This is a genomic window from Burkholderia pyrrocinia, assembly GCF_018417535.1.
Classification (GTDB): domain Bacteria; phylum Pseudomonadota; class Gammaproteobacteria; order Burkholderiales; family Burkholderiaceae; genus Burkholderia; species Burkholderia pyrrocinia_E.
On sequence record NZ_CP070979.1, the window covers coordinates 1,275,899 to 1,293,588 of the forward strand.

Here is a 17,690-nt window from a genome sequence, read left to right on the forward strand (position 1 = left end):
CCGGGGAACGAGCACGGTTCGTTCCCATGGAGAGCGCACGACGAAGCCGCCGTCGCGGGCTGGACACGCGGCGCTTGCACGGCACCGCGTGACGCAGAATGGGACGAGGAGGTGGAGCATGCCGACGCGAAGCGAAAGCGCACGCGCACGCGGGCAAGGTGCACGACGCAGTGGTCATTTCCGTTCCGATCCGACAAAGCAACATTGACATCGAATGGAATCGGGATAAACGGAGAGCGGCCGATTTCACTGGCGATTGTTTTGGGGCTGACCTCCGGCCCCTGTCGTGGAGGCGTTTGCCGATCGATTGCGATGTGCTTGCGCTCGGCGCCGGAAGCCGATCTGAGCGACACGTTCGAGCGCGGCCGGGCCTTACGCTCCCATGCCGCCATCGCTCGACGCAGCAGGCCGACGTCTCCGTCCGATCTCGAATACTGCTGCCTTACCGGCCAGGAGAGGCGGTACGGCCCGCCCGCGCCGCTGGCTCGGGTTCGACATCCGCCGGCACGTGTGCCGGTGAAGCAGGCGGCGCCGCACTCATATACGCCGGTGCAGCCTTTTTCTCCTTTCGTACTCCCGGTGGCGGCGCGGTCGGGCGCTGCTCCATGTCGGTCAGCATCTGCTTGCACGGCAGCGGCTGATCGCGGCCCGGCTGGAGCAACGCGAGCAAACTCGCGAGCGGATTCAGCACGCCCAGCGCCACCGCCGCCCCGCCGCGCGCGATGAGCGCCCCCGGCTTCACGCCCACGTGAGGCTGCTTGAAGGTGCCGGTGACGTACAGCGGCGAGCGCAGCGATATCACCCGGAACCCCTTGGTATGCGGACGAATCGTCAGGTTCATGGTCTCGTCCCGCAAGTTCACGTAACCGTTCATGCCGATCACCGCATCTTCGGTGTCGAGCGCGAATACGCGCGAGTCGAGCACGCCATTGGTGGCCACGAAATCGGCCACCGCACAGTTGATCTTCACGTCGCGATCGCCGAACAGCTTCTCGTACACCACGTTCGCCACGTTCAACCCGGCCGCTTCCATCAGCACCAGGCTCACGGTGCCGTCCGTGACCAGCGTCTTCACTTCTCCGTTGGACGTTGAGGCGAGCGCCGCCGGCGAGTTGCCGATGGCCGACAATGCGGCATCGCCGTTGACTTCGCCGAGCGCCGTCTGCATGACCGTGAACGTCGGGAACAGCTGCTTCAGCTTCAGGTGCCGAGCCTGCAGCGTGAACCGCGCCTTGAGCGGCGTGCCATTGCCGTCCAGGTGGATGTTCGACGCCAGCGTGCCGCCCGCGACGCCGAAGTTCAGCGGGTTGAGCGTCAGCACGCCGTCCTGCATGACGACGTGGGTCGTCAGATCGGTGATCGGCAAGCTCGGGGACTTGATGATGCGCTGCCCGGTGAACCGGACGTCGGCGTCGATCTTCTTCCAGCGCTCCGTGCGGAACGCCTCGACCGGCAGCGCCTTGTTCGCGGGCTGCGCGACCGCCGCGCCGCGGCGTGCCTTGCTGGCATTCGTATCGGCGCCGATGATCGGCGCCAGGTCGGCGAACCGCAGCACCTTCGACACCAGCGTGCCCGACAGGAGCGGCCTCGGTTCGCGCGAAACGTACACCAGCGTGCCGGTGAGATCGCTGCCGCCGACACGCCCCGTGAAGTCCTCGTACGTGAAGACATTTCCGGACGCGCGGAATTGCCCGATCAGCCGTCCGTCGGTCGCATAGGGCGGGGTCTCGGGCAGCGTGATGCCGGTGACGTCGTACAGGTGCGCCATGCTGGTGCCCGCGAGCCACAGTCGCAGGTCGACCGCCGCCAGGTGCGCCGGATCGGTCAGCGTGCCGACGAGCGCCAGCTTCGTATCGCCGAAGCGCAAATTGGCCTGGACCGGAAACGGGCGCTGAACGCCTTGCAGCCCGAGCACGTTTCCGATCTTGCCATTGCCGGAGACGCGCCCTTTCTTGTAGGTTCCGTCGACCGTCCACCCGATCGTGTAGCTGACCGCGTTTACGGACGCCGCGGGCGCGGCGCCTGCCGACGCGCCGGACGCAGCCGAGGTCGTCGCGCCCGACGCCGCTGTCGCGGACGCGCTCGACGCAGCCGATGCCGCCGGGGCGATCGCGGTAGTGGATATCGCGGCCGACGCTTGCGACGCCGCGGCCAACGCCTGCGACGCCGCTGCCGATGCGCGGGATGCCGCTTCGATACCCGACACGGGCGCCGGGGATCGTGCCGAACCGCGGTGTACCTGTGCCGCGAGTTTCTTTTGGCCCGCCTGGCCGACGGCCTGCGCCGATTCGCTGCGCGCCAGCGCCGCTTGCTGCTTCATCGCATCGCCGAACGCAATTGGCTTGTCGAGCGTGTCGATCACACCGCTCAGGTCGAACTGCTTCTGTTGGTCGTAGTAGCGGAGCTTGCCGGTGGCGAACGCGATATCGTGCAGGTCGAGCGTCCACTTGCGCGGATGATCGGCATTCGTGAACTGGAACGTCCAGTTGACGCGCCCGTCCGCGAGGCGTTCGAGGTCGACGGACGGATTGGCGAGGTCGATGGCCGGAATCACGATGCGGCGCGCGATCAGCGGCAGCGCCTCGACTTCGAAGCTGATCGCGTCGAGCGTGGCGAAATGCTTCGTGCGCGCCCAGTCCGGGTTGGCGATCGTGACATTGCGGGCGCTGAATCGCGGCCATGGCACCCAGGCGCGCCAGCCATGCTCGCTCACGGGCCGGTGCCACCCGACACGCAGGTCGCCGTTGATGGCGAACTGCCGTCCGATCGCGTCCGATACCTTGTCATCGACCCAAGGGCGCGCGCGGTTCCAGTCGAACGTCGCGACGAAGACGAACAACGCGGCAATCGTCAGGGCAACGACAACGCCGAACCACGCGGCCACCTTGCCGACGATATGGCCGTTGCGCATCTTTCACTCCCGGGTTGGGCTTCACCGAAACGATGGCGCAATTCGTGTTCCCGAATGCGCTTCGACTGGCCAACCGATCTGTTTCAGCGTTGTAACCAGGCAGGCGAGTCGGAAAGTGGCGTGCCCAACGGGATCGGGAAGGTGAACCGTCCGTGTCGACACGAAAGGTTCAGACAAGGGGCGCGCGACGTGCGCAGGCGCTTGTGCCGTGCGAAACGTATCAGCGCTGAAACATTTTCATTCGCTCACGACGACTTTCCGTGTATTCCGGCGGTTCATATCGCCATGCGAATCGAATGCATCGCGATGGCATATCGCTTGCAACAGAGATTGCGCCCGCAGACGAGTGATCCGGGAAATGGCGTCCAGGTGCCGGTCGTCTTCATGAGGATCAAGAGGAAATCGTAATGACCATACTCGCGACTTACACGTTCGCATTGCAGCACGGCAGCCATGCAACGTTCTTTACCCCTCATAACGGCTGCCCGTCCGGCGCGGCCCAGTTTTTCCTTGCCGCGCATCTGTTCGAAGGTGCCGGATCGCTCGCCGACCGATTTCATCGGGCGAACAGGTCTGCCGAGCTGACCTGTTCGCCCGACGCGCATGGGAATGTGTCCTATTGCTACATGGTCGATCTCGACGGGCATATCCTCGCGTTTCGGCACGACTCGGAGGGGAACGAGTGGGAGCGGTTTTTCTCCGGACACTACGCAGAATTCATCAATGGGCACGCGTCGCTCAAGGTGCTCGGCGACGGCGTGCTGAAGCACGTCAAGGCGTCCTGCACCGGCGGAAATGACGAATGGATGACGCGCGGGCAGCTTGTCAGGCGTCATGCCGCAGCCGTGGAGACACTGTCGTTGCAACGCGAACGATTTCCGGAGCGGGCGGATGTCATTTCAGGCTATCAAAGCGATGTCGATGCACTGGCCGTTTCTCTCCGGCGATACAGCGAAGGTGAGGATTTTGAATGAATGCGGCAGAATGTTTATTAAAAAATATCGACCTGCATTATTTGACAGCTTCAAGAAATGACAAATTCAGGTGATTATATGTAATATATGTTGTGATTTATATACTCATACCATTTAACGCGCTTGCTTGATTTTGATCAATGATAACGTTTCCGAATCAGGGCATCCACCTACGAGGTGGCGGACCGGAAATGGATGCAGGCGCGTTAGAATGTGCCCACTAAATCGCGCATTGAATCGTCGCAGGAAATGGTGGGGTCGTTACAAACTCTCGCGCACCTTGTTACGTTGAAAGCGGGAGGCATGCGTTCGCGCATGTATACACAATCCAATTGTCCGATACGAATATTCCATGCAGACCATGCTAAGTCCGCACGAAATTACTACTTTAATGATCGTTTGGGATGCTCCAGATCAGATCGAACCGGATCGCGACGAACTCGTCACGCTCATCGAGCATCGTCTGATCGCCGTTGATCAGCCGGCATCGGGTTGTCGGCGTGTCCAGGTTACCGCAGAGGGCCGCGCCGTCCTGAAAGCGGTTTCACGAATTCGTTGAGTGATCCGGAGTTGGCCGAAAATGACGGAGGCTGCGATGAGCGGAGCATGGGTCGGGTTCGTGGTCGGCGCGTTCGTGCTGGCGTTTGCGGCAATTGCCGCAATGAACCGCTATCGCCGCGAGCATCGTCGCGCGGAACTGCTTAGAAATCTGGACCACCATGAATGGTGGCACTGGACTCATACCTCCACTGCGGGTTCGCGAACCGCGAAAAGATGAACCAGGCATCCGGCAGCAGGTCGCGCGCGACACGTTGAAATAACGCGTCGCGCGTGGCCGTCTCTACCGGCTTGACGAGGTGATCGTCGAATCCGGCGCGCGGCGTGCGCAGGCGGTCGGACGGCGAATCGGCCGACATTCAGCAAGGCCGCCAGTCCGTCGGGGCGGTCTATTCCAACAATTCGTGAGAGGTTGGTTTGAGCGGGCCTCGAACAGCCTGTTTGCTTCCGTGGCGTTACATGGCCTTATCAACGCGAACCACACGCGCTTGCGTCGCCGTTGCCATAAAGTGCGTCTGTCCACTTGACGCCATCGCAGGCGCCGACGAGGTCATCGAGAGTCGGCAACGGGCTTCCCGAGATTCCATTCCGAAAGCGACGTTCCACCAGACGGTCGACCTCTTCGCGGCCGCAACGTCAGGGCATGCGAGCCCACCGTGTTCCATATTTTCCCGAGCGTTCCGATCTCGTCGTACGAAGCGGCATGGAAGTGCGTTTCGTTGGCATGGAGGTGGGCGGCAGGAGTCTGGATTGACCGGCGCTCTAGAATTGATTCCTGTGCCGACTAGCCTTTTCCCGGACAACTGTTCGATGTTCATGTCGACGCTGGCCAGCCGGAAAGTAGACCTCCTCAACGGATTCCAACATGCGTATCCCACCACTCAAGGCAATCATCGCGTTCGAAAGCGTGGCCCGGACCAAGAGCGTGAATCGCGCAGCGGACGAGCTCGGCCTGACCGCGTCCGCCGTGAGCCACCAGCTCAGCAACCTCGAATCGCTGATCGGTCAGCCGTTGTTCCAGCGATCGGGGCGCGGACTCGTCCTCACACCGACCGGCGAGCGCTACCTGGCGGACGTCACCGGCTCGCTGGCCGACCTGAGCCGCGCAACCGAGCGCGCGTCGAGCCGCACCGAAGTCGATATCCTGCGCGTGCATTCGAGCCCGAGCTTCGGGTTGATGTGGCTGCTGCCGCGGCTGTCGTCGTTTCAGGAGGCGAACGGCGATATCCAGCTGAACCTGGCGTGCTCTTACGAAAACGTGTCGTTCTCGAACGGCTTCTACGATATCGATGTCCGGCACGGCTACGGCAACTGGGACAACCTCGAGGTCAGGACGGTGCGCGGCGAGTTCATTGCGCCGCTCGCTTCGCCGCAATATCTCGAACGGCATCCGGTGAAGGCGCCGGAAGAACTGCTCGCGCATCGGCTGATCTATTCCGAAACGCCGTTGGTCCAGTGGAAGCAGTGGTTCGGTCGGGCCGGCGTATCGCTCGCGGCCCGGAAGACCTTCGATTTTTCATTCGACCGGTCATACATGTCGCTCGAAACCGCTGCGCTGGGCCTTGGCATCGCGCTCGAAAGCCTGATGCTTGCGTCGGTGAAGATCCGCGAAGGGCTGCTGGTTCCGGTGTTCGACGAGACTCATGCGGTCGAAGTCGGCGCGCATCACCTCGTTTACCCGCGGCAGAACGCGGAGCTGCCTCGCGTGAAGCGCTTTCTTGCGTGGATCGAGCGGGAGGTCGCGGCTTTCGGGCGGCCGGGCTGAGCGCCACGTCCTCCGGCCTGCACGCGATATTGCGCTGCAGCACCCGCGGCGCGCCGTGCGGTGTCATCTGAAATTTTCTCAACTATGGCTGAGCGTTTCCGCATTGATGCGGGTGTCCGGTGAGCCGACACTCTGGACACACATCAACGACAGGAGACGACCGATGTTGCTCGACAACAAGACCATCATCGTGACAGGCGCTGCATCGCCGCGCGGTATCGGCAAGGCCACGGCACGCACACTGGCTGCACATGGCGCACGTGTTGTGATTCTCGATCTGCGCCGCGAAGACGCCGAGGCGGCAGCCGCCGAACTCGGGCCGGAGCATCTCGGCCTGGCATGCGACGTGACCGACCGCGACGCGTGCGTGGCCGCGGCCCGCGAGACCCTGGACCGCCATGGTCGCATCGACGGCCTCGTGAACAACGCCGGCGTCACGCAGCCCGTGCGCACGATGGATATTTCCGGCCGGGACTTCGATGCGATCGTCGGCGTGAACCTGCGCGGCACGCTGTACATGTCGCAAGCGGTGCTGCCGGCGATGAAGGAGCAGCGCGGCGGCAGCATCGTGTGCATGTCGTCGGTGTCCGCGCAACGCGGCGGCGGTATCTTCGGCGGCCCGCACTACAGCGCCGCGAAGGCCGGCGTGCTCGGCCTCGCGAAGGCGATGGCGCGCGAATTCGGCGCCGACCATATTCGTATCAATTCGATCACGCCGGGCCTGATCCAGACCGACATCACCGGCGACAAGCTGACGCCGGACATGCGCGAGGAGATCATCAAGGGCATTCCGCTCGGCCGCCTCGGCGATGCCGCCGATGTCGCCAATGCGTGCCTGTTCCTGCTGAGCGACCTGTCGAGCTACTTGACGGGTATCACGCTCGACGTCAATGGCGGGATGCTGATCCACTGAAACGGTGCCGCGAAAATCGCGGCGCCGCCCATCACGCACCCGGGACAACCCGGGGCCATGGCAGGAGACAAAGATGAGAGCAAAGTACCCCGCACCGCCGGTTCCGGGCGAGATGCTGCAACGGGACGATGCGCAGACGTTCGAAGCGGCCACCTACGCGAAGGTGGCGCGACGGCTGATTCCGTTCCTGATGTTGTGCTACCTGGGCGCCTATCTCGACCGCGTCAACGTCGGATTCGCGAAACTGCAGATGCTCAACGACCTGCGTTTCAGCGAGACGGTGTACGGCATGGGTGCAGGCATTTTCTTTCTCGGCTACTTTCTGTTCGAAGTGCCGAGCAACCTGATCCTGCATCGCGTCGGCGCACGCCGCTGGCTCGCCCGCATCATGCTGACGTGGGCAGTCATTTCGGCGAGCTTCGTGTTCGTCAAGTCGCCCACCGCGTTCTATGTGCTGCGGTTTCTGCTCGGCGTCGCCGAAGCGGGCTTTGCACCGGGCGTGATCCTGTATCTCACGTACTGGTTCCCGTCGGCACGCCGCGCGAAGGCGCTGTCGCTGTTCTTCATGGCGATTCCGCTGGCGGGGATCATCGGCGGGCCGCTGTCGGGCGCGATCATGCATTCGCTGCACGGCGCGATGTCGATGGCGGGCTGGAAGTGGTTGTTCCTGCTCGAGGCGCTGCCTTCGTTCGTGCTGGGTTTTGCGATCCTGCTGTATCTCGATGACGGCATTGCCGGCGCGAAATGGCTGACCGATGCCGAAAAGGCCTTGCTGGCGCGCAACGTGTCGGCCGACGCCGAGCACACTACCGCCCACCTGTCGATTCGTGCGTTCGTCGCCGACCGCCGCCTGTGGCTGATGGCCGCGATCTACTTCTGTGTCGTGCTGGGGCAGTACGGCCTCACGTTCTGGCTGCCCACGATCATTCGCAAGGCCGGTGTCGCCGATCCGCTGTGGGTGGGCCTGTTCACCGCGATCCCGTATGCGTGCGCAATCATCGCGCTGCCGCTGATCGGCATAAGCGCGGATCGCCGCCGCGAGCGCCGCTTCCATCTCGCGGTGCCGATGCTGATCGCGGCGGCGGCCTTCGCGACTTTGCCGATGCTCGGCAGCGTCAGCGCGTCGATCGTGTGCCTGAGCATTGCGTCCGCCGGCATCCTCGCGTCGTCGTCGCAGTTCTGGTCGCTGCCGACGGCCCTGCTGGGCGGGATGTCGGCGGCGGCGGGCATCGCTGCCGTCAACTGCTTCGCCAATCTCGCGGGCTTCTTCTCGCCGGCGATCGTCGGCTGGCTGAACGACCTGACCGGCAAGTCCACCGCGGGACTGCTCTTCATCTCCGTCGCGATCGCGGTCGGCGCTCTGCTGGTGTTCCTGGTGCCCCGATCCGTCAACCGCTGATTCGATTTGCATTCCTTCCGACTCAATACTGGAGCTATCGATGGATACCGAAACCATCCATGAAGCGATCACGCTCGCCGAGCGCGCGTACCGCATCCGAAGAAACGCCGTGCTGATGGGCGAAGTCCAGGGGCAGGGCTATGTCGGCCAGGCGCTCGACATTGCCGATGTGCTGGCCGTCGCGTATTTCGGCGCGATGCGCTATCGCCCCGACGATCCCGAGTGGGAAGGGCGTGACCGCTTCCTGCTGTCGAACGGCCACTACGCGATCGCGCTGTACGCGGCGCTGTTCGAAGCCGGCATCCTGCCGGCCGAGGAACTCGAAACCTACGGCAGCGACGACAGTCGTCTGCCGATGTCGGGGATGGCGAGCTACACGCCCGGGATGGAGATGTCCGGCGGTTCGCTCGGGCAAGGCCTGACGATCGCGGTCGGTCGTTGCCTCGGCCTCAAGCGCAAGGGCTCGGATGCCTTCGTCTGTACGCTCTTTTCGGATGGCGAGCTCGACGAAGGTGCGATATGGGAAGGGCTCATGTCGGCCGCGCACTGGAAGCTCGACAACCTGATCGCGATCGTCGACGTGAACAACCAGCAGGCCGATGGCCCGTCGACGCAAGTCATGGCGTTCGAGCCGCTGGTCGACAAGCTCGAAGCGTTCGGCTGGTACACGCAACGCGTGGACGGCAACGATATCGACGCGGTAAAGCGCGCGTTCGACAACGCGCGCCGACATGACGAGCCGCAGCCGCGGATCATCGTTTGCGACACGAAGATGGGGTGCGGCGTGCCATTCCTCGAAGCACGCGAGAAGAGCCATTTCATCCGCGTCGATGCGCACGAGTGGAAGCTCGCGCTCGACGCACTCGAAGCAGGGAGACACGCATGAGCACCGTCGACAACAAGCCGCGCCTGAAGACTTCCGCGATGATCGCGTCCATCGCGGCAGAAGGGCAGGCCACGCGTCCCGCGCCGTTCGGCCATGCGCTCGCGAAGCTCGCGCGGACGAGCAGCAATGTGATCGGAATGACCGCCGATCTCGGGAAGTACACCGACCTGCACATCTTCGCGAAGGAATTTCCGGAGCGTTACTACCAGATGGGCATGGCCGAGCAGTTGCTGATGGGCGCGGCCGCCGGGTTCGCGCACGAAGGCGCGCAGCCGTTCGTCACGACCTATGCGGTATTCGCCACGCGCCGTGCATACGACTTCATTCATCAGGCGATTGCCGAGGACAATCTCGATGTGAAGCTGGTGTGCGCGCTGCCGGGACTGACCACCGGCTACGGGCCGAGCCACCAGGCCGCCGAAGATCTGGCGCTGATGCGCGCGATGCCGAACATGACGGTGATCGACCCGTGCGACGCGCTGGATATCGAGCAGATGGTGCCGGCCATTGCTGCGCACAAGGGGCCGGTATACGCACGCCTGCTGCGTGGAAACGTGCCGGCCGTGCTCGATGAATACGATTACCGTTTCGAACTCGGCAAGGCCAAGCTGCTGCGCGACGGTAACGACGTGCTGTTGATCTCGTCCGGGATCATGACGATGCGCGCGCTCGAGGTTGCGAAGGCACTTGAAGCCGATCGCGTCGATGTGGCCGTGCTGCACGTGCCGACGATCAAGCCGCTCGATACGGCGACCATCGTTCGCGAGGCGGCGCGCATGGGACGCATGGTGATCGTCGCCGAGAACCATACGGTGATCGGCGGACTCGGCGAAGCGGTGGCGACTGCGTTGATCGGGGCCGGTGTTGCCGTGCCGTTCCGCCAGATCGCCCTGCCGGATGCATACCTCGCCGCGGGCGCGTTGCCGACGTTGCACAAGCGCTACGGGATCTCGGCCGGCGCGATGCAGGCGAACATCAAGTCGTGGCTCGCGTAGCAGCTGAAGCCGCTGACGCCGCCGGTGTGCAGCCCGCAACGGCATGGCCGAGAGCTTCGTGAAGACGACGAAGCGCGACTACGTGGCCTTCATGCCGAAACCGGAAGCAGCGACGGCCGTGCAGAACCTCGCCAATGCGTTCGCGCATTACAACGAGAAGCATCCGCGGAGCGCACTGAAATATCGCTCACCACGCGAGTTTCGACGCGCCGTGGATTCATCAACCGTAGAGTGAGGCCGTGTCCGGGACTACGGAGGGCAATTCCGGATAGGTAACGATATGTCAGAGTCATTGTGTCGCGGACGCGGTCGCCATCGGCTCCGCGGCACGTGACGGGCGCTGTTGCGCCGAGGGGGGCTGAGGCGGCAGGCAGTGCGGATTCTGGTCGGAAATGTGCGGACTTGTGCCATCGCTCGGAACGTCTCGCGTCCGCTTTTTGGTGTCCATTTGGTGTATGGGCGGGATGATACAAATTTTGTTTTAGGGGCCGGAGCGAAAAGCCTTACGGGCATTGGCTCACAGAGCAGGCGCGATTCAAAGTTAAATGAATTGTGATCACTTGCCGCCGCAAAATTTTGCACAATGGCGGCAGCGCGGCTTTCTGCCGCGATTCGCCCCCGGCCACCGGCTGTCCGGACCGGGGCCGGCGCGAGCCGGCCACCGATCGCCTGCCGACTACCGACCATCGACCACCGACATCACTACCGAGCCCAATGTGCCGCCGCCCACCGCCATGGACCATCCGAAACGCATCCTGATCGTCGAGGACGACGCCGACATCGCCGACGTGCTGAGCCTGCACCTGCGCGACGAGCGCTACGAAGTCGTGCACAGCGCGGACGGCGCGGAAGGGCTGCGCCTGCTCGAACAGGGCAACTGGGACGCGCTGATCCTCGACCTGATGCTGCCGGGCGTCGACGGCCTCGAAATCTGCCGGCGCGCACGCGCGATGACGCGCTACACGCCGATCATCATCACGAGTGCGCGCTCGAGCGAGGTGCACCGGATCCTCGGCCTCGAACTCGGCGCCGACGACTATCTGGCGAAGCCGTTCTCGGTGCTCGAACTCGTCGCGCGCGTGAAGGCGCTGCTGCGGCGCGTCGACGCGCTCGCGCGCGATTCGCGGATCGACGCGGGCACGCTCGACATCGCCGGGCTGTCGATCGACCCGATCGCGCGCGAGGCGAGCGTCGACGGCGCGCGCATCGACCTCACGCCGCGCGAATTCGACCTGCTGTATTTCTTCGCGCGGCATCCGGGCAAGGTGTTCTCGCGGATGGACCTGCTCAATGCCGTGTGGGGCTACCAGCACGAAGGCTACGAACACACGGTCAACACCCACATCAACCGGCTGCGCGCGAAGATCGAGGCCGATCCGGCCGAGCCCGTGCGGATCCTCACCGTGTGGGGACGCGGCTACAAGCTCGCCGCGCCGGGCCAGCGAGACGCATGATGAAACTCACGCTCACCCAGCGGCTGTCGCTCGTGTTCTCGATCCTGCTGCTCGCGTGCTCGGGCGCGTCGGCGTGGCTGCAGATCCGCGCGAACGACATGCGCGAGAAGGAAGTCGTGCAGGGGCTGTCGCGCGACCTGGCCGCGAACATCGCCAACAGCGCGCCGCTGATGGACGCGAACGGGTTGCGCCCCGATGCCGTGCGCACGCTGTTCGGCCAGTTGATGGGCGTGAACCCGAGCGTCGAGGTGTACCTGCTCGACAACGCGGGGCGGATCAAGGGCGACGATGCGCCGCCCGGCCACGTGAAGCGCGACCGCGTCGACCTCGCGCCCGTGCAGCGCTTCATCGCGGGCCAGCCGCTGCCGATCCTCGGCGACGATCCGCGCAGCCCCGATGCGCGCAAGGTATTCAGCGCCGCGCCGCTGCAGCGCGCCGGGCAGCCGCCGTCGGGCTATATCTATGTGGTGCTGCTCGGCGAGGCGCACGACCGGCTGGCCGCGCGCGTCGACGCCGGCAACGTACTGCGCACGACGCTGTGGTCGATGGCGGTCGTCGCGCTGCTCGGCCTGCTCGCGGGCCTCACCGCGTTCAGTTTCATCACGCGCCCGCTGCGCCGGCTGACGGACGCGATGCGCCGTTTCGACGCGAACGGCGCGCCCGACACGCAGCCGCCGGTGCCGCGCTCGCCGCCGGGCCGGCGCGGCGACGACATCGTCGTGCTCGAATCCGCGTTCGCGCAGATGGCCGACCGGATCGGCGACCAGTGGCGCGCGCTGACGCAGCAAGACCAGCAGCGGCGCGAACTGATCACGAACATCTCGCACGACCTGCGCACGCCGCTCACGTCGTTGCACGGCTATCTGGAGACGCTGTCGCTGAAGTCCGACACGCTCGCCGAGCCCGAACGGCGGCGCTACCTGTCGATCGCGCTCGCGCAGAGCACGAAGGTCGGCCGGCTCGCGCAGGCGCTGTTCGAACTCGCGCGGCTCGAATCGGGCAGCGTGCAGGCCGAGCGCGAGCCGTTCTCGCTCGTCGATCTCGTGCAGGACGTGTTCCAGAAATTCGAGCTGACCGCGCAGGCGCGCGGCGTCGCGCTGCATGCGCGGATTCCGCCGCGCGTGCCGGTCGTGTCGGCCGATCTCGGGATGATCGAGCGCGTGCTGACCAACCTGCTCGACAACGCGCTGCGGCACACGCCTTCGCACGGCGAGGTCGAGGTCGCGCTGGAGCCGCAGGGCGACCGCGTGGTCGTGACCGTGTCGGATACCGGGGAAGGGATTCCGGCGGCGCGCCGCGAAGGGCTGTTCCGGCGGCCGCAGCGGCCGATGAGCGGCGCGGCGGTGACGAGCGGCGGGCTCGGCCTGCTGATCGTGCACCGGATGCTGGCGCTGAACGGCAGCAGCATCCGGCTCGTCGACCGGGCCGGGCGCGGCGCGGTGTTCGAGTTTGCGCTGGCGGTCGCGTCGCCGGCAGTGGGCGACGCGCGCTGAAGCCGGTCGGCCACGCGCCGGCCCGCGTTCAGCCGCCGCGCTTGCGCCGCACGTTGCTGGGTGTCGTGCCGGTCCAGCGCTTGAACGCGTGACGGAATCCGACCGCATCGCTGAAGCCGAGCGTCTGCGCGATGTCCTCGGTGCTGAGCGTGGTCGTGCTCAGGTAGTCGATCGCGAGCGCCTTGCGCACGCTCGTCAGCAGTTCGCTGTACGACGTGCCTTCCGCTTCGAGCTTGCGGCGCAGCGTGCGCGACGTGATGCAGAGGATGTCCGCGATCGCGTCGATGTCCGGGAATTGTCCCGGCGTGCGCGTGAGTTCCTGATAGACGCGGCGCGTGACGCCCGACTGGGTGCGAAGTTCGTCGAGCAGGCGCGCGCAATGCGACGACACCTGCGCGGCGGTGATCGGATTCGCGAGCTGCGGCGCGCGCGCGAGCCACGCGGCCGGGTAGTCGAGCACGTTGCGCGGCTGGCCGAACGCGAGCGGGCATTCGAGCGCGTCGGACAGCAATGCCACATGCGGCGGTTCCGGCTGCGTGAACTGCGCGCGCGCCGGCACGCACCATGCACCCATCACGTCCTTGATGATCGTCACGTGCAGCGCGAACTGCATGTCGATCAGGAAGCGGTACAGCGGCTGGTCGAGGCAGGGCCGCGGCACCTCGTCCTGGTTCGGAAACAGCCACGACGCCGTATCGCCCTGCGCGACCCAGCGGATCTCGAGCGCGGGGTTCGCGAGCTGGTGATATTTGACGGCCGAGTCGAACGCATGGGCCATCGACTCCGAGCACAGCATCGCGTAGCCGTACATCCCGTAGCTCGACGCATGCAGCAGGCGGCCGACGCGCACGCCGAGATCGGAACCGTCGTACCGGCCAATCGCATTGCGCGCGGCCGTCAGGAACTGCAGCGACGACGTGAGCGTGAACGGGTCCGCGACGGCGGCCGGCGTGAGGCCGGTGCCGTCGAGCACCGTGGCCGGGTCGAGGCCGGCCTGCGCTGCGACGTCGACCAGCACGGCCAGCTTGGCCGGCGAAAAGCGCTGCTCGCGCAACGCGTGGGTGGGCGTGGCGTCCGGCAGGCGGGCTGCGCGGGCGGCCGTCGGGGTCAAGAGCGCACTGCGCGGCATGGCGGGATCCTGCGTCCGATTCGATATCGTTGACGGAACGCAATTCTGAGCGGGAACGGTTCCGGGCGCCACAGGGTTCACCCTGATGCTCGCTGGCGCACGCGGCCTGCCTGGGGCTAGCGACTGGCCGGCCACCGGGATCGTGTCCGTTTCGATCATCTTTTCGGCCTTCCGGATCATTTCCAAAGCGCGCCGCACGGGCGATAGTCGCCAATCAGGCGACGGCCCGCGCCACCGAGGCGTGCAGGCCGCCGTGCGAACGGCGCGAGGCCGGCCCGGGGCGGTTCCCGGCCGGTCTGCGCGCCGTCCCCCCAGGAGCGAGACATGACGAACAGACACTGGACCGGGTCGTATGGCTCGATTCCCGCCGAGATCGACGCCGATCGCCATCCTTCCGTCAGCGCGCTGCTGGACGACGCGATGCGCCGTTTCGCCGATCGTCCGGCGTTCCATTCGTTCGGTCGCACGCTGACCTATGCCGACGTCGAGCGCCTGTCGAGCGCGCTGGCCGCATATCTGCAGCAGGTCGTCGGCGTGCGCAAGGGCGATCGCGTGGCCGTGATGCTGCCCAACGTGCTCGCGTTTCCGGTCGTGTTCGTCGCCGTCGCGAAGATCGGCGCGATCCAGGTCAACGTGAACCCGCACTACACCGCACGCGAACTCGAGCATCAGCTCAACGACGCGGGCGTCGAGGTCGCCGTGGTGTGCGGCGGGTCGATGGGCACGTTTGCCGAGGTGGTCGGCGGCACGCGCGTGCGCACCGTGCTGAGCGTGGGGCGCGGCGATCTGGGCGTGGTCGATGCGCCGGCCGGCGTGTGCGACGCGCTGCCGCCCGGTTCGATCGCGCTCGCCGGCGCGATCGCCGCGGGCGAAACGCTCGCGGGCGAGCCGGTCGCGCTGGGCGGCGCGGACCTGCTGCTGCTGCAATACACGGGCGGCACGACCGGATTGTCGAAGGGCGCCGCGCTGTCGCACCGCAACCTCGTCGCGAACATCCAGCAGTTCGCGGCGATCGTGCCGGCCGCGCGGCAGCCGGGCGAGGAGGTCGTCGTCACGGCGATCCCGCTGTACCACATCTTCGCGCTGACGGTGAACTTCCTGTCCTACTTCGCGATCGGCGCGGCCAACTGGCTCGTCGCGAACCCGCGCGACATGGACGCGTTCATCGACGTGCTGAAGGCCGCGCGGCCGACGGTATTCGTCGGCGTGAACACGCTGTATGCGGGGCTGGCGGGCCATCCGCGCCTGAAGGAAGTCGACTGGTCGCGGCTGAAGCTGTCGGCGGGCGGCGGCGCGGCGGTGATCGACGTGATCTCGTCACGCTGGAAGGCCGTGACGGGCAATTTCATCCGCGAGGGCTACGGGCTGTCGGAAACGTCGCCGGTCGTATCGTTCAACCCGCAGTCGATCGACGCATTCACGGGCACCACGGGCCTGCCGCTGCCGTCGACCGACGTGAAGCTGCTCGACGATCAGGATCGCGAGGTCGCGATCGGCGAAGCGGGCGAGATCTGCGTGAAGGGGCCGCAGGTGATGACCGGCTACTGGCAGAAGCCGGAAGCGAACGCGGCCGCGTTCACGGCGGACGGCTATTTCCGCACCGGCGACGTCGGCGTGTTCGACGCAGCCGGCTTCCTGCGGATCGTCGACCGCAAGAAGGACATGATCATCGTGTCGGGCTTCAACGTGTATCCGAACGAGGTGGAAGCCGTCGCGACCGCGCTGCCGGGTGTTGCCGAATGCGCGTGCATCGGCGTGCCGGACGCGCGCACGGGCGAGGCCGTCAAGCTGTTCGTGGTGCTGTCGCCGGATGCCGACGTGACCGAGGCGCAGCTCGTCGCGCATTGCCGCGCGAGCCTCGCGGCCTACAAGGTGCCGAAGCTCGTCCGCTTCGTCGACCGGCTGCCGAAGTCGACGGTCGGCAAGATCCTGCGCCGGGAACTCAGCCGCACCGACTGATGGCGCCGGAGCGCCGCGCGGCCGCGGCTGCGCGGCCCGGCACGCCGAAGGCCCCGAAGCAGACGCGCGAGACGCTCAAGTACAATGCGAGCGGTTCGATCGACGGGGACGCGATGACCGGCTCAGATTCACTTTCCGACCAGCCCGGGCGTGCGCTGCCGTCGCCGAGCGCGACGGTGCCGATCTCGCTCGTCAACGGCTTCCTCGCGAGCGCGGGGGCGCAGCGCGATGTGGTCGAACGCTATCTGCGCGGAGCCGGCATCCCGATCGAACTGCTCGGCGAACCGCATGCGCGCGTGACGGAGGAGCAGTTCTCGACGCTGTACCGCACGCTCGCGATCGACCTCGACGACGAGATGCCCGGCATCTTCTCGCGCCCGCTGCGCGGCGGCACGCTCAAGTATCTGTGCCTGAGCCTGCTCGATGCGCGCAACCTCGAAACGACGCTGCATCGTTTCGGCCAGTTCTTCCATATCCTGCTCGACGATTTCTTCGTCGAATCGAGGCGCGACGGTCTCGTCGCGCAGGTGCTGCTGCGCCCGAACGAGGCCATCGGCCCGATCGGCGCGCTCGGCCAGGAACTGATGCTCAAGCTCGTGCACGGCGTGTGTTCCTGGCTGATCGGACAGAAGATCCCGTTGCTGCAGATCGAGTTCGCGTGCCCGCGGCCGCGCCATGCGGTCGACCACCTGTACTTCTTCACCGGTTCCGTGCAGTTCGACTGCGAGCGCACGCTGATGCGCTTCAGCGCGGACTACCTCGACGCGCCGATCCGGCAGAGCAAGCGCAACCTGCGCAAGTTTCTCGCGCGCGCGCCCGGCGACTGGATCTTCGAATCGTTCAGCGAACAGCTCGTGTGCCATCGCGTGCGGCAATACCTGTCGGCGGCGCTGCCCGACCTGCCCGCGATCGACCAGGCGGCCGAGCACCTGCATTGCTCGGTGCGCACGCTGAGCCGCCACCTTGCCGCCGAAGGGACGACGTTCCAGGTGCTCAAGGACGAATTGCGGCGCGATATCGCGATCCAGCGGCTGACCGATACGCCCGATACGATCGCGGCGATCGGCGCCGATATCGGCTTCGACGATCCGAGCGCGTTTCATCGCGCGTTCCGGCACTGGACGGGGAGTACGCCGGGGACGTATCGGCGGCGCGCGTAGTGCTCGGGGGAGCCGGTTTTCGAGGACGGCTCCCATAACCGGCTTCCATTGCTTGTTCCCATAACCGGCTTCCTTTGCTCGCTCCCATCGCCGG

The 17,690-nt window shown here is 65.7% G+C and carries 14 protein-coding genes and 1 pseudogene; 12 read left to right on the forward strand and 3 right to left on the reverse strand.

Annotated features, from left to right (window positions below; translation table 11 throughout):
• Positions 1-442 precede the first annotated feature (442 nt).
• Complete coding sequence (locus tag JYG32_RS38620) at positions 443-2,911, reverse strand: AsmA family protein (protein ID WP_213267884.1); 2,469 nt, start codon at positions 2,909-2,911, stop codon at positions 443-445.
• 407 nt (positions 2,912-3,318) lie between these two features.
• Between JYG32_RS38620 and JYG32_RS38625 the strand changes: the two genes are divergently transcribed.
• Positions 3,319-3,885, forward strand: coding sequence for a hypothetical protein (locus JYG32_RS38625; RefSeq protein ID WP_213267885.1), 567 nt, complete (start codon positions 3,319-3,321; stop codon positions 3,883-3,885).
• A gap of 352 nt (positions 3,886-4,237) precedes the next feature.
• Positions 4,238-4,444 (forward strand): hypothetical protein, encoded by a 207-nt coding sequence (locus JYG32_RS38630; RefSeq protein WP_349631824.1) that lies wholly within the window; start codon positions 4,238-4,240, stop codon positions 4,442-4,444.
• A gap of 142 nt (positions 4,445-4,586) precedes the next feature.
• Here JYG32_RS38630 and JYG32_RS38635 read toward each other — a convergent pair whose 3' ends face one another.
• On the reverse strand, positions 4,587-4,802 hold the full coding sequence (locus JYG32_RS38635; protein ID WP_174381479.1) for a hypothetical protein: 216 nt from the start codon (positions 4,800-4,802) through the stop codon (positions 4,587-4,589).
• Positions 4,803-5,308: 506 nt separating this feature from the next.
• On the opposite strand from JYG32_RS38635, the gene JYG32_RS38640 reads away from it, so the two are divergent.
• The 8 genes and pseudogenes from JYG32_RS38640 to JYG32_RS38675 all read left to right on the forward strand — a co-directional run bounded on the left by JYG32_RS38640 (position 5,309) and on the right by JYG32_RS38675 (position 13,348).
• A complete protein-coding gene (locus tag JYG32_RS38640) occupies positions 5,309-6,208 on the forward strand; it encodes a LysR substrate-binding domain-containing protein (RefSeq protein ID WP_213267886.1) in 900 nt (299 codons plus the stop codon).
• Positions 6,209-6,371: 163 nt separating this feature from the next.
• Positions 6,372-7,121 (forward strand): SDR family NAD(P)-dependent oxidoreductase, encoded by a 750-nt coding sequence (locus JYG32_RS38645; RefSeq protein WP_213267887.1) that lies wholly within the window; start codon positions 6,372-6,374, stop codon positions 7,119-7,121.
• 73 nt (positions 7,122-7,194) lie between these two features.
• Positions 7,195-8,520 carry an MFS transporter gene (locus tag JYG32_RS38650; protein WP_174381496.1) on the forward strand — a complete coding sequence of 442 codons (1,326 nt, stop codon included), beginning with the start codon at positions 7,195-7,197 and terminating at the stop codon, positions 8,518-8,520.
• A 40-nt stretch (positions 8,521-8,560) separates the two neighbouring features.
• Positions 8,561-9,406 (forward strand): transketolase, encoded by an 846-nt coding sequence (locus tag JYG32_RS38655; RefSeq protein ID WP_174381497.1) that lies wholly within the window; start codon positions 8,561-8,563, stop codon positions 9,404-9,406.
• Positions 9,403-10,401, forward strand: a complete 999-nt coding sequence (locus JYG32_RS38660) for a transketolase family protein (RefSeq protein WP_174381498.1) — start codon at positions 9,403-9,405, stop codon at positions 10,399-10,401. The genes JYG32_RS38655 and JYG32_RS38660 overlap by 4 nt, the downstream gene beginning before the upstream one ends.
• 3 nt (positions 10,402-10,404) lie before the next feature.
• Positions 10,405-10,636, forward strand: a pseudogene (locus JYG32_RS38665) (integrase core domain-containing protein); the annotation flags it as partial.
• Positions 10,637-11,135: 499 nt separating this feature from the next.
• A complete protein-coding gene (locus JYG32_RS38670; protein WP_111021077.1) occupies positions 11,136-11,855 on the forward strand; it encodes a response regulator transcription factor in 720 nt (239 codons plus the stop codon).
• A complete protein-coding gene (locus JYG32_RS38675) occupies positions 11,855-13,348 on the forward strand; it encodes a sensor histidine kinase (protein ID WP_213267888.1) in 1,494 nt (497 codons plus the stop codon). The genes JYG32_RS38670 and JYG32_RS38675 overlap by 1 nt, the downstream gene beginning before the upstream one ends.
• A gap of 28 nt (positions 13,349-13,376) precedes the next feature.
• Here JYG32_RS38675 and JYG32_RS38680 read toward each other — a convergent pair whose 3' ends face one another.
• Positions 13,377-14,477, reverse strand: coding sequence for an AraC family transcriptional regulator (locus JYG32_RS38680; RefSeq protein ID WP_213267889.1), 1,101 nt, complete (start codon positions 14,475-14,477; stop codon positions 13,377-13,379).
• 324 nt (positions 14,478-14,801) lie between these two features.
• Between JYG32_RS38680 and JYG32_RS38685 the strand changes: the two genes are divergently transcribed.
• Positions 14,802-16,436, forward strand: coding sequence for an AMP-binding protein (locus JYG32_RS38685; RefSeq protein WP_213267890.1), 1,635 nt, complete (start codon positions 14,802-14,804; stop codon positions 16,434-16,436).
• Positions 16,436-17,596, forward strand: coding sequence for an AraC family transcriptional regulator (locus JYG32_RS38690; protein ID WP_213267891.1), 1,161 nt, complete (start codon positions 16,436-16,438; stop codon positions 17,594-17,596). The genes JYG32_RS38685 and JYG32_RS38690 overlap by 1 nt, the downstream gene beginning before the upstream one ends.
• Positions 17,597-17,690 lie beyond the last annotated feature (94 nt).

Coding starts and splice junctions, on each gene's coding strand:
- JYG32_RS38655 (WP_174381497.1), top strand. CDS start 8,561: ATGGATACCGAAACCATCCATGAAGCGATCACGCTCGCCGAGCGCGCG.
- JYG32_RS38680 (WP_213267889.1), bottom strand. CDS start 14,477: ATGCCGCGCAGTGCGCTCTTGACCCCGACGGCCGCCCGCGCAGCCCGC.
- JYG32_RS38635 (WP_174381479.1), bottom strand. CDS start 4,802: ATGTCGGCCGATTCGCCGTCCGACCGCCTGCGCACGCCGCGCGCCGGA.
- JYG32_RS38670 (WP_111021077.1), top strand. CDS start 11,136: ATGGACCATCCGAAACGCATCCTGATCGTCGAGGACGACGCCGACATC.
- JYG32_RS38650 (WP_174381496.1), top strand. CDS start 7,195: ATGAGAGCAAAGTACCCCGCACCGCCGGTTCCGGGCGAGATGCTGCAA.
- JYG32_RS38640 (WP_213267886.1), top strand. CDS start 5,309: ATGCGTATCCCACCACTCAAGGCAATCATCGCGTTCGAAAGCGTGGCC.
- JYG32_RS38625 (WP_213267885.1), top strand. CDS start 3,319: ATGACCATACTCGCGACTTACACGTTCGCATTGCAGCACGGCAGCCAT.
- JYG32_RS38620 (WP_213267884.1), bottom strand. CDS start 2,911: ATGCGCAACGGCCATATCGTCGGCAAGGTGGCCGCGTGGTTCGGCGTT.
- JYG32_RS38630 (WP_349631824.1), top strand. CDS start 4,238: ATGCAGACCATGCTAAGTCCGCACGAAATTACTACTTTAATGATCGTT.
- JYG32_RS38690 (WP_213267891.1), top strand. CDS start 16,436: ATGGCGCCGGAGCGCCGCGCGGCCGCGGCTGCGCGGCCCGGCACGCCG.
- JYG32_RS38685 (WP_213267890.1), top strand. CDS start 14,802: ATGACGAACAGACACTGGACCGGGTCGTATGGCTCGATTCCCGCCGAG.
- JYG32_RS38675 (WP_213267888.1), top strand. CDS start 11,855: ATGAAACTCACGCTCACCCAGCGGCTGTCGCTCGTGTTCTCGATCCTG.
- JYG32_RS38660 (WP_174381498.1), top strand. CDS start 9,403: ATGAGCACCGTCGACAACAAGCCGCGCCTGAAGACTTCCGCGATGATC.
- JYG32_RS38645 (WP_213267887.1), top strand. CDS start 6,372: ATGTTGCTCGACAACAAGACCATCATCGTGACAGGCGCTGCATCGCCG.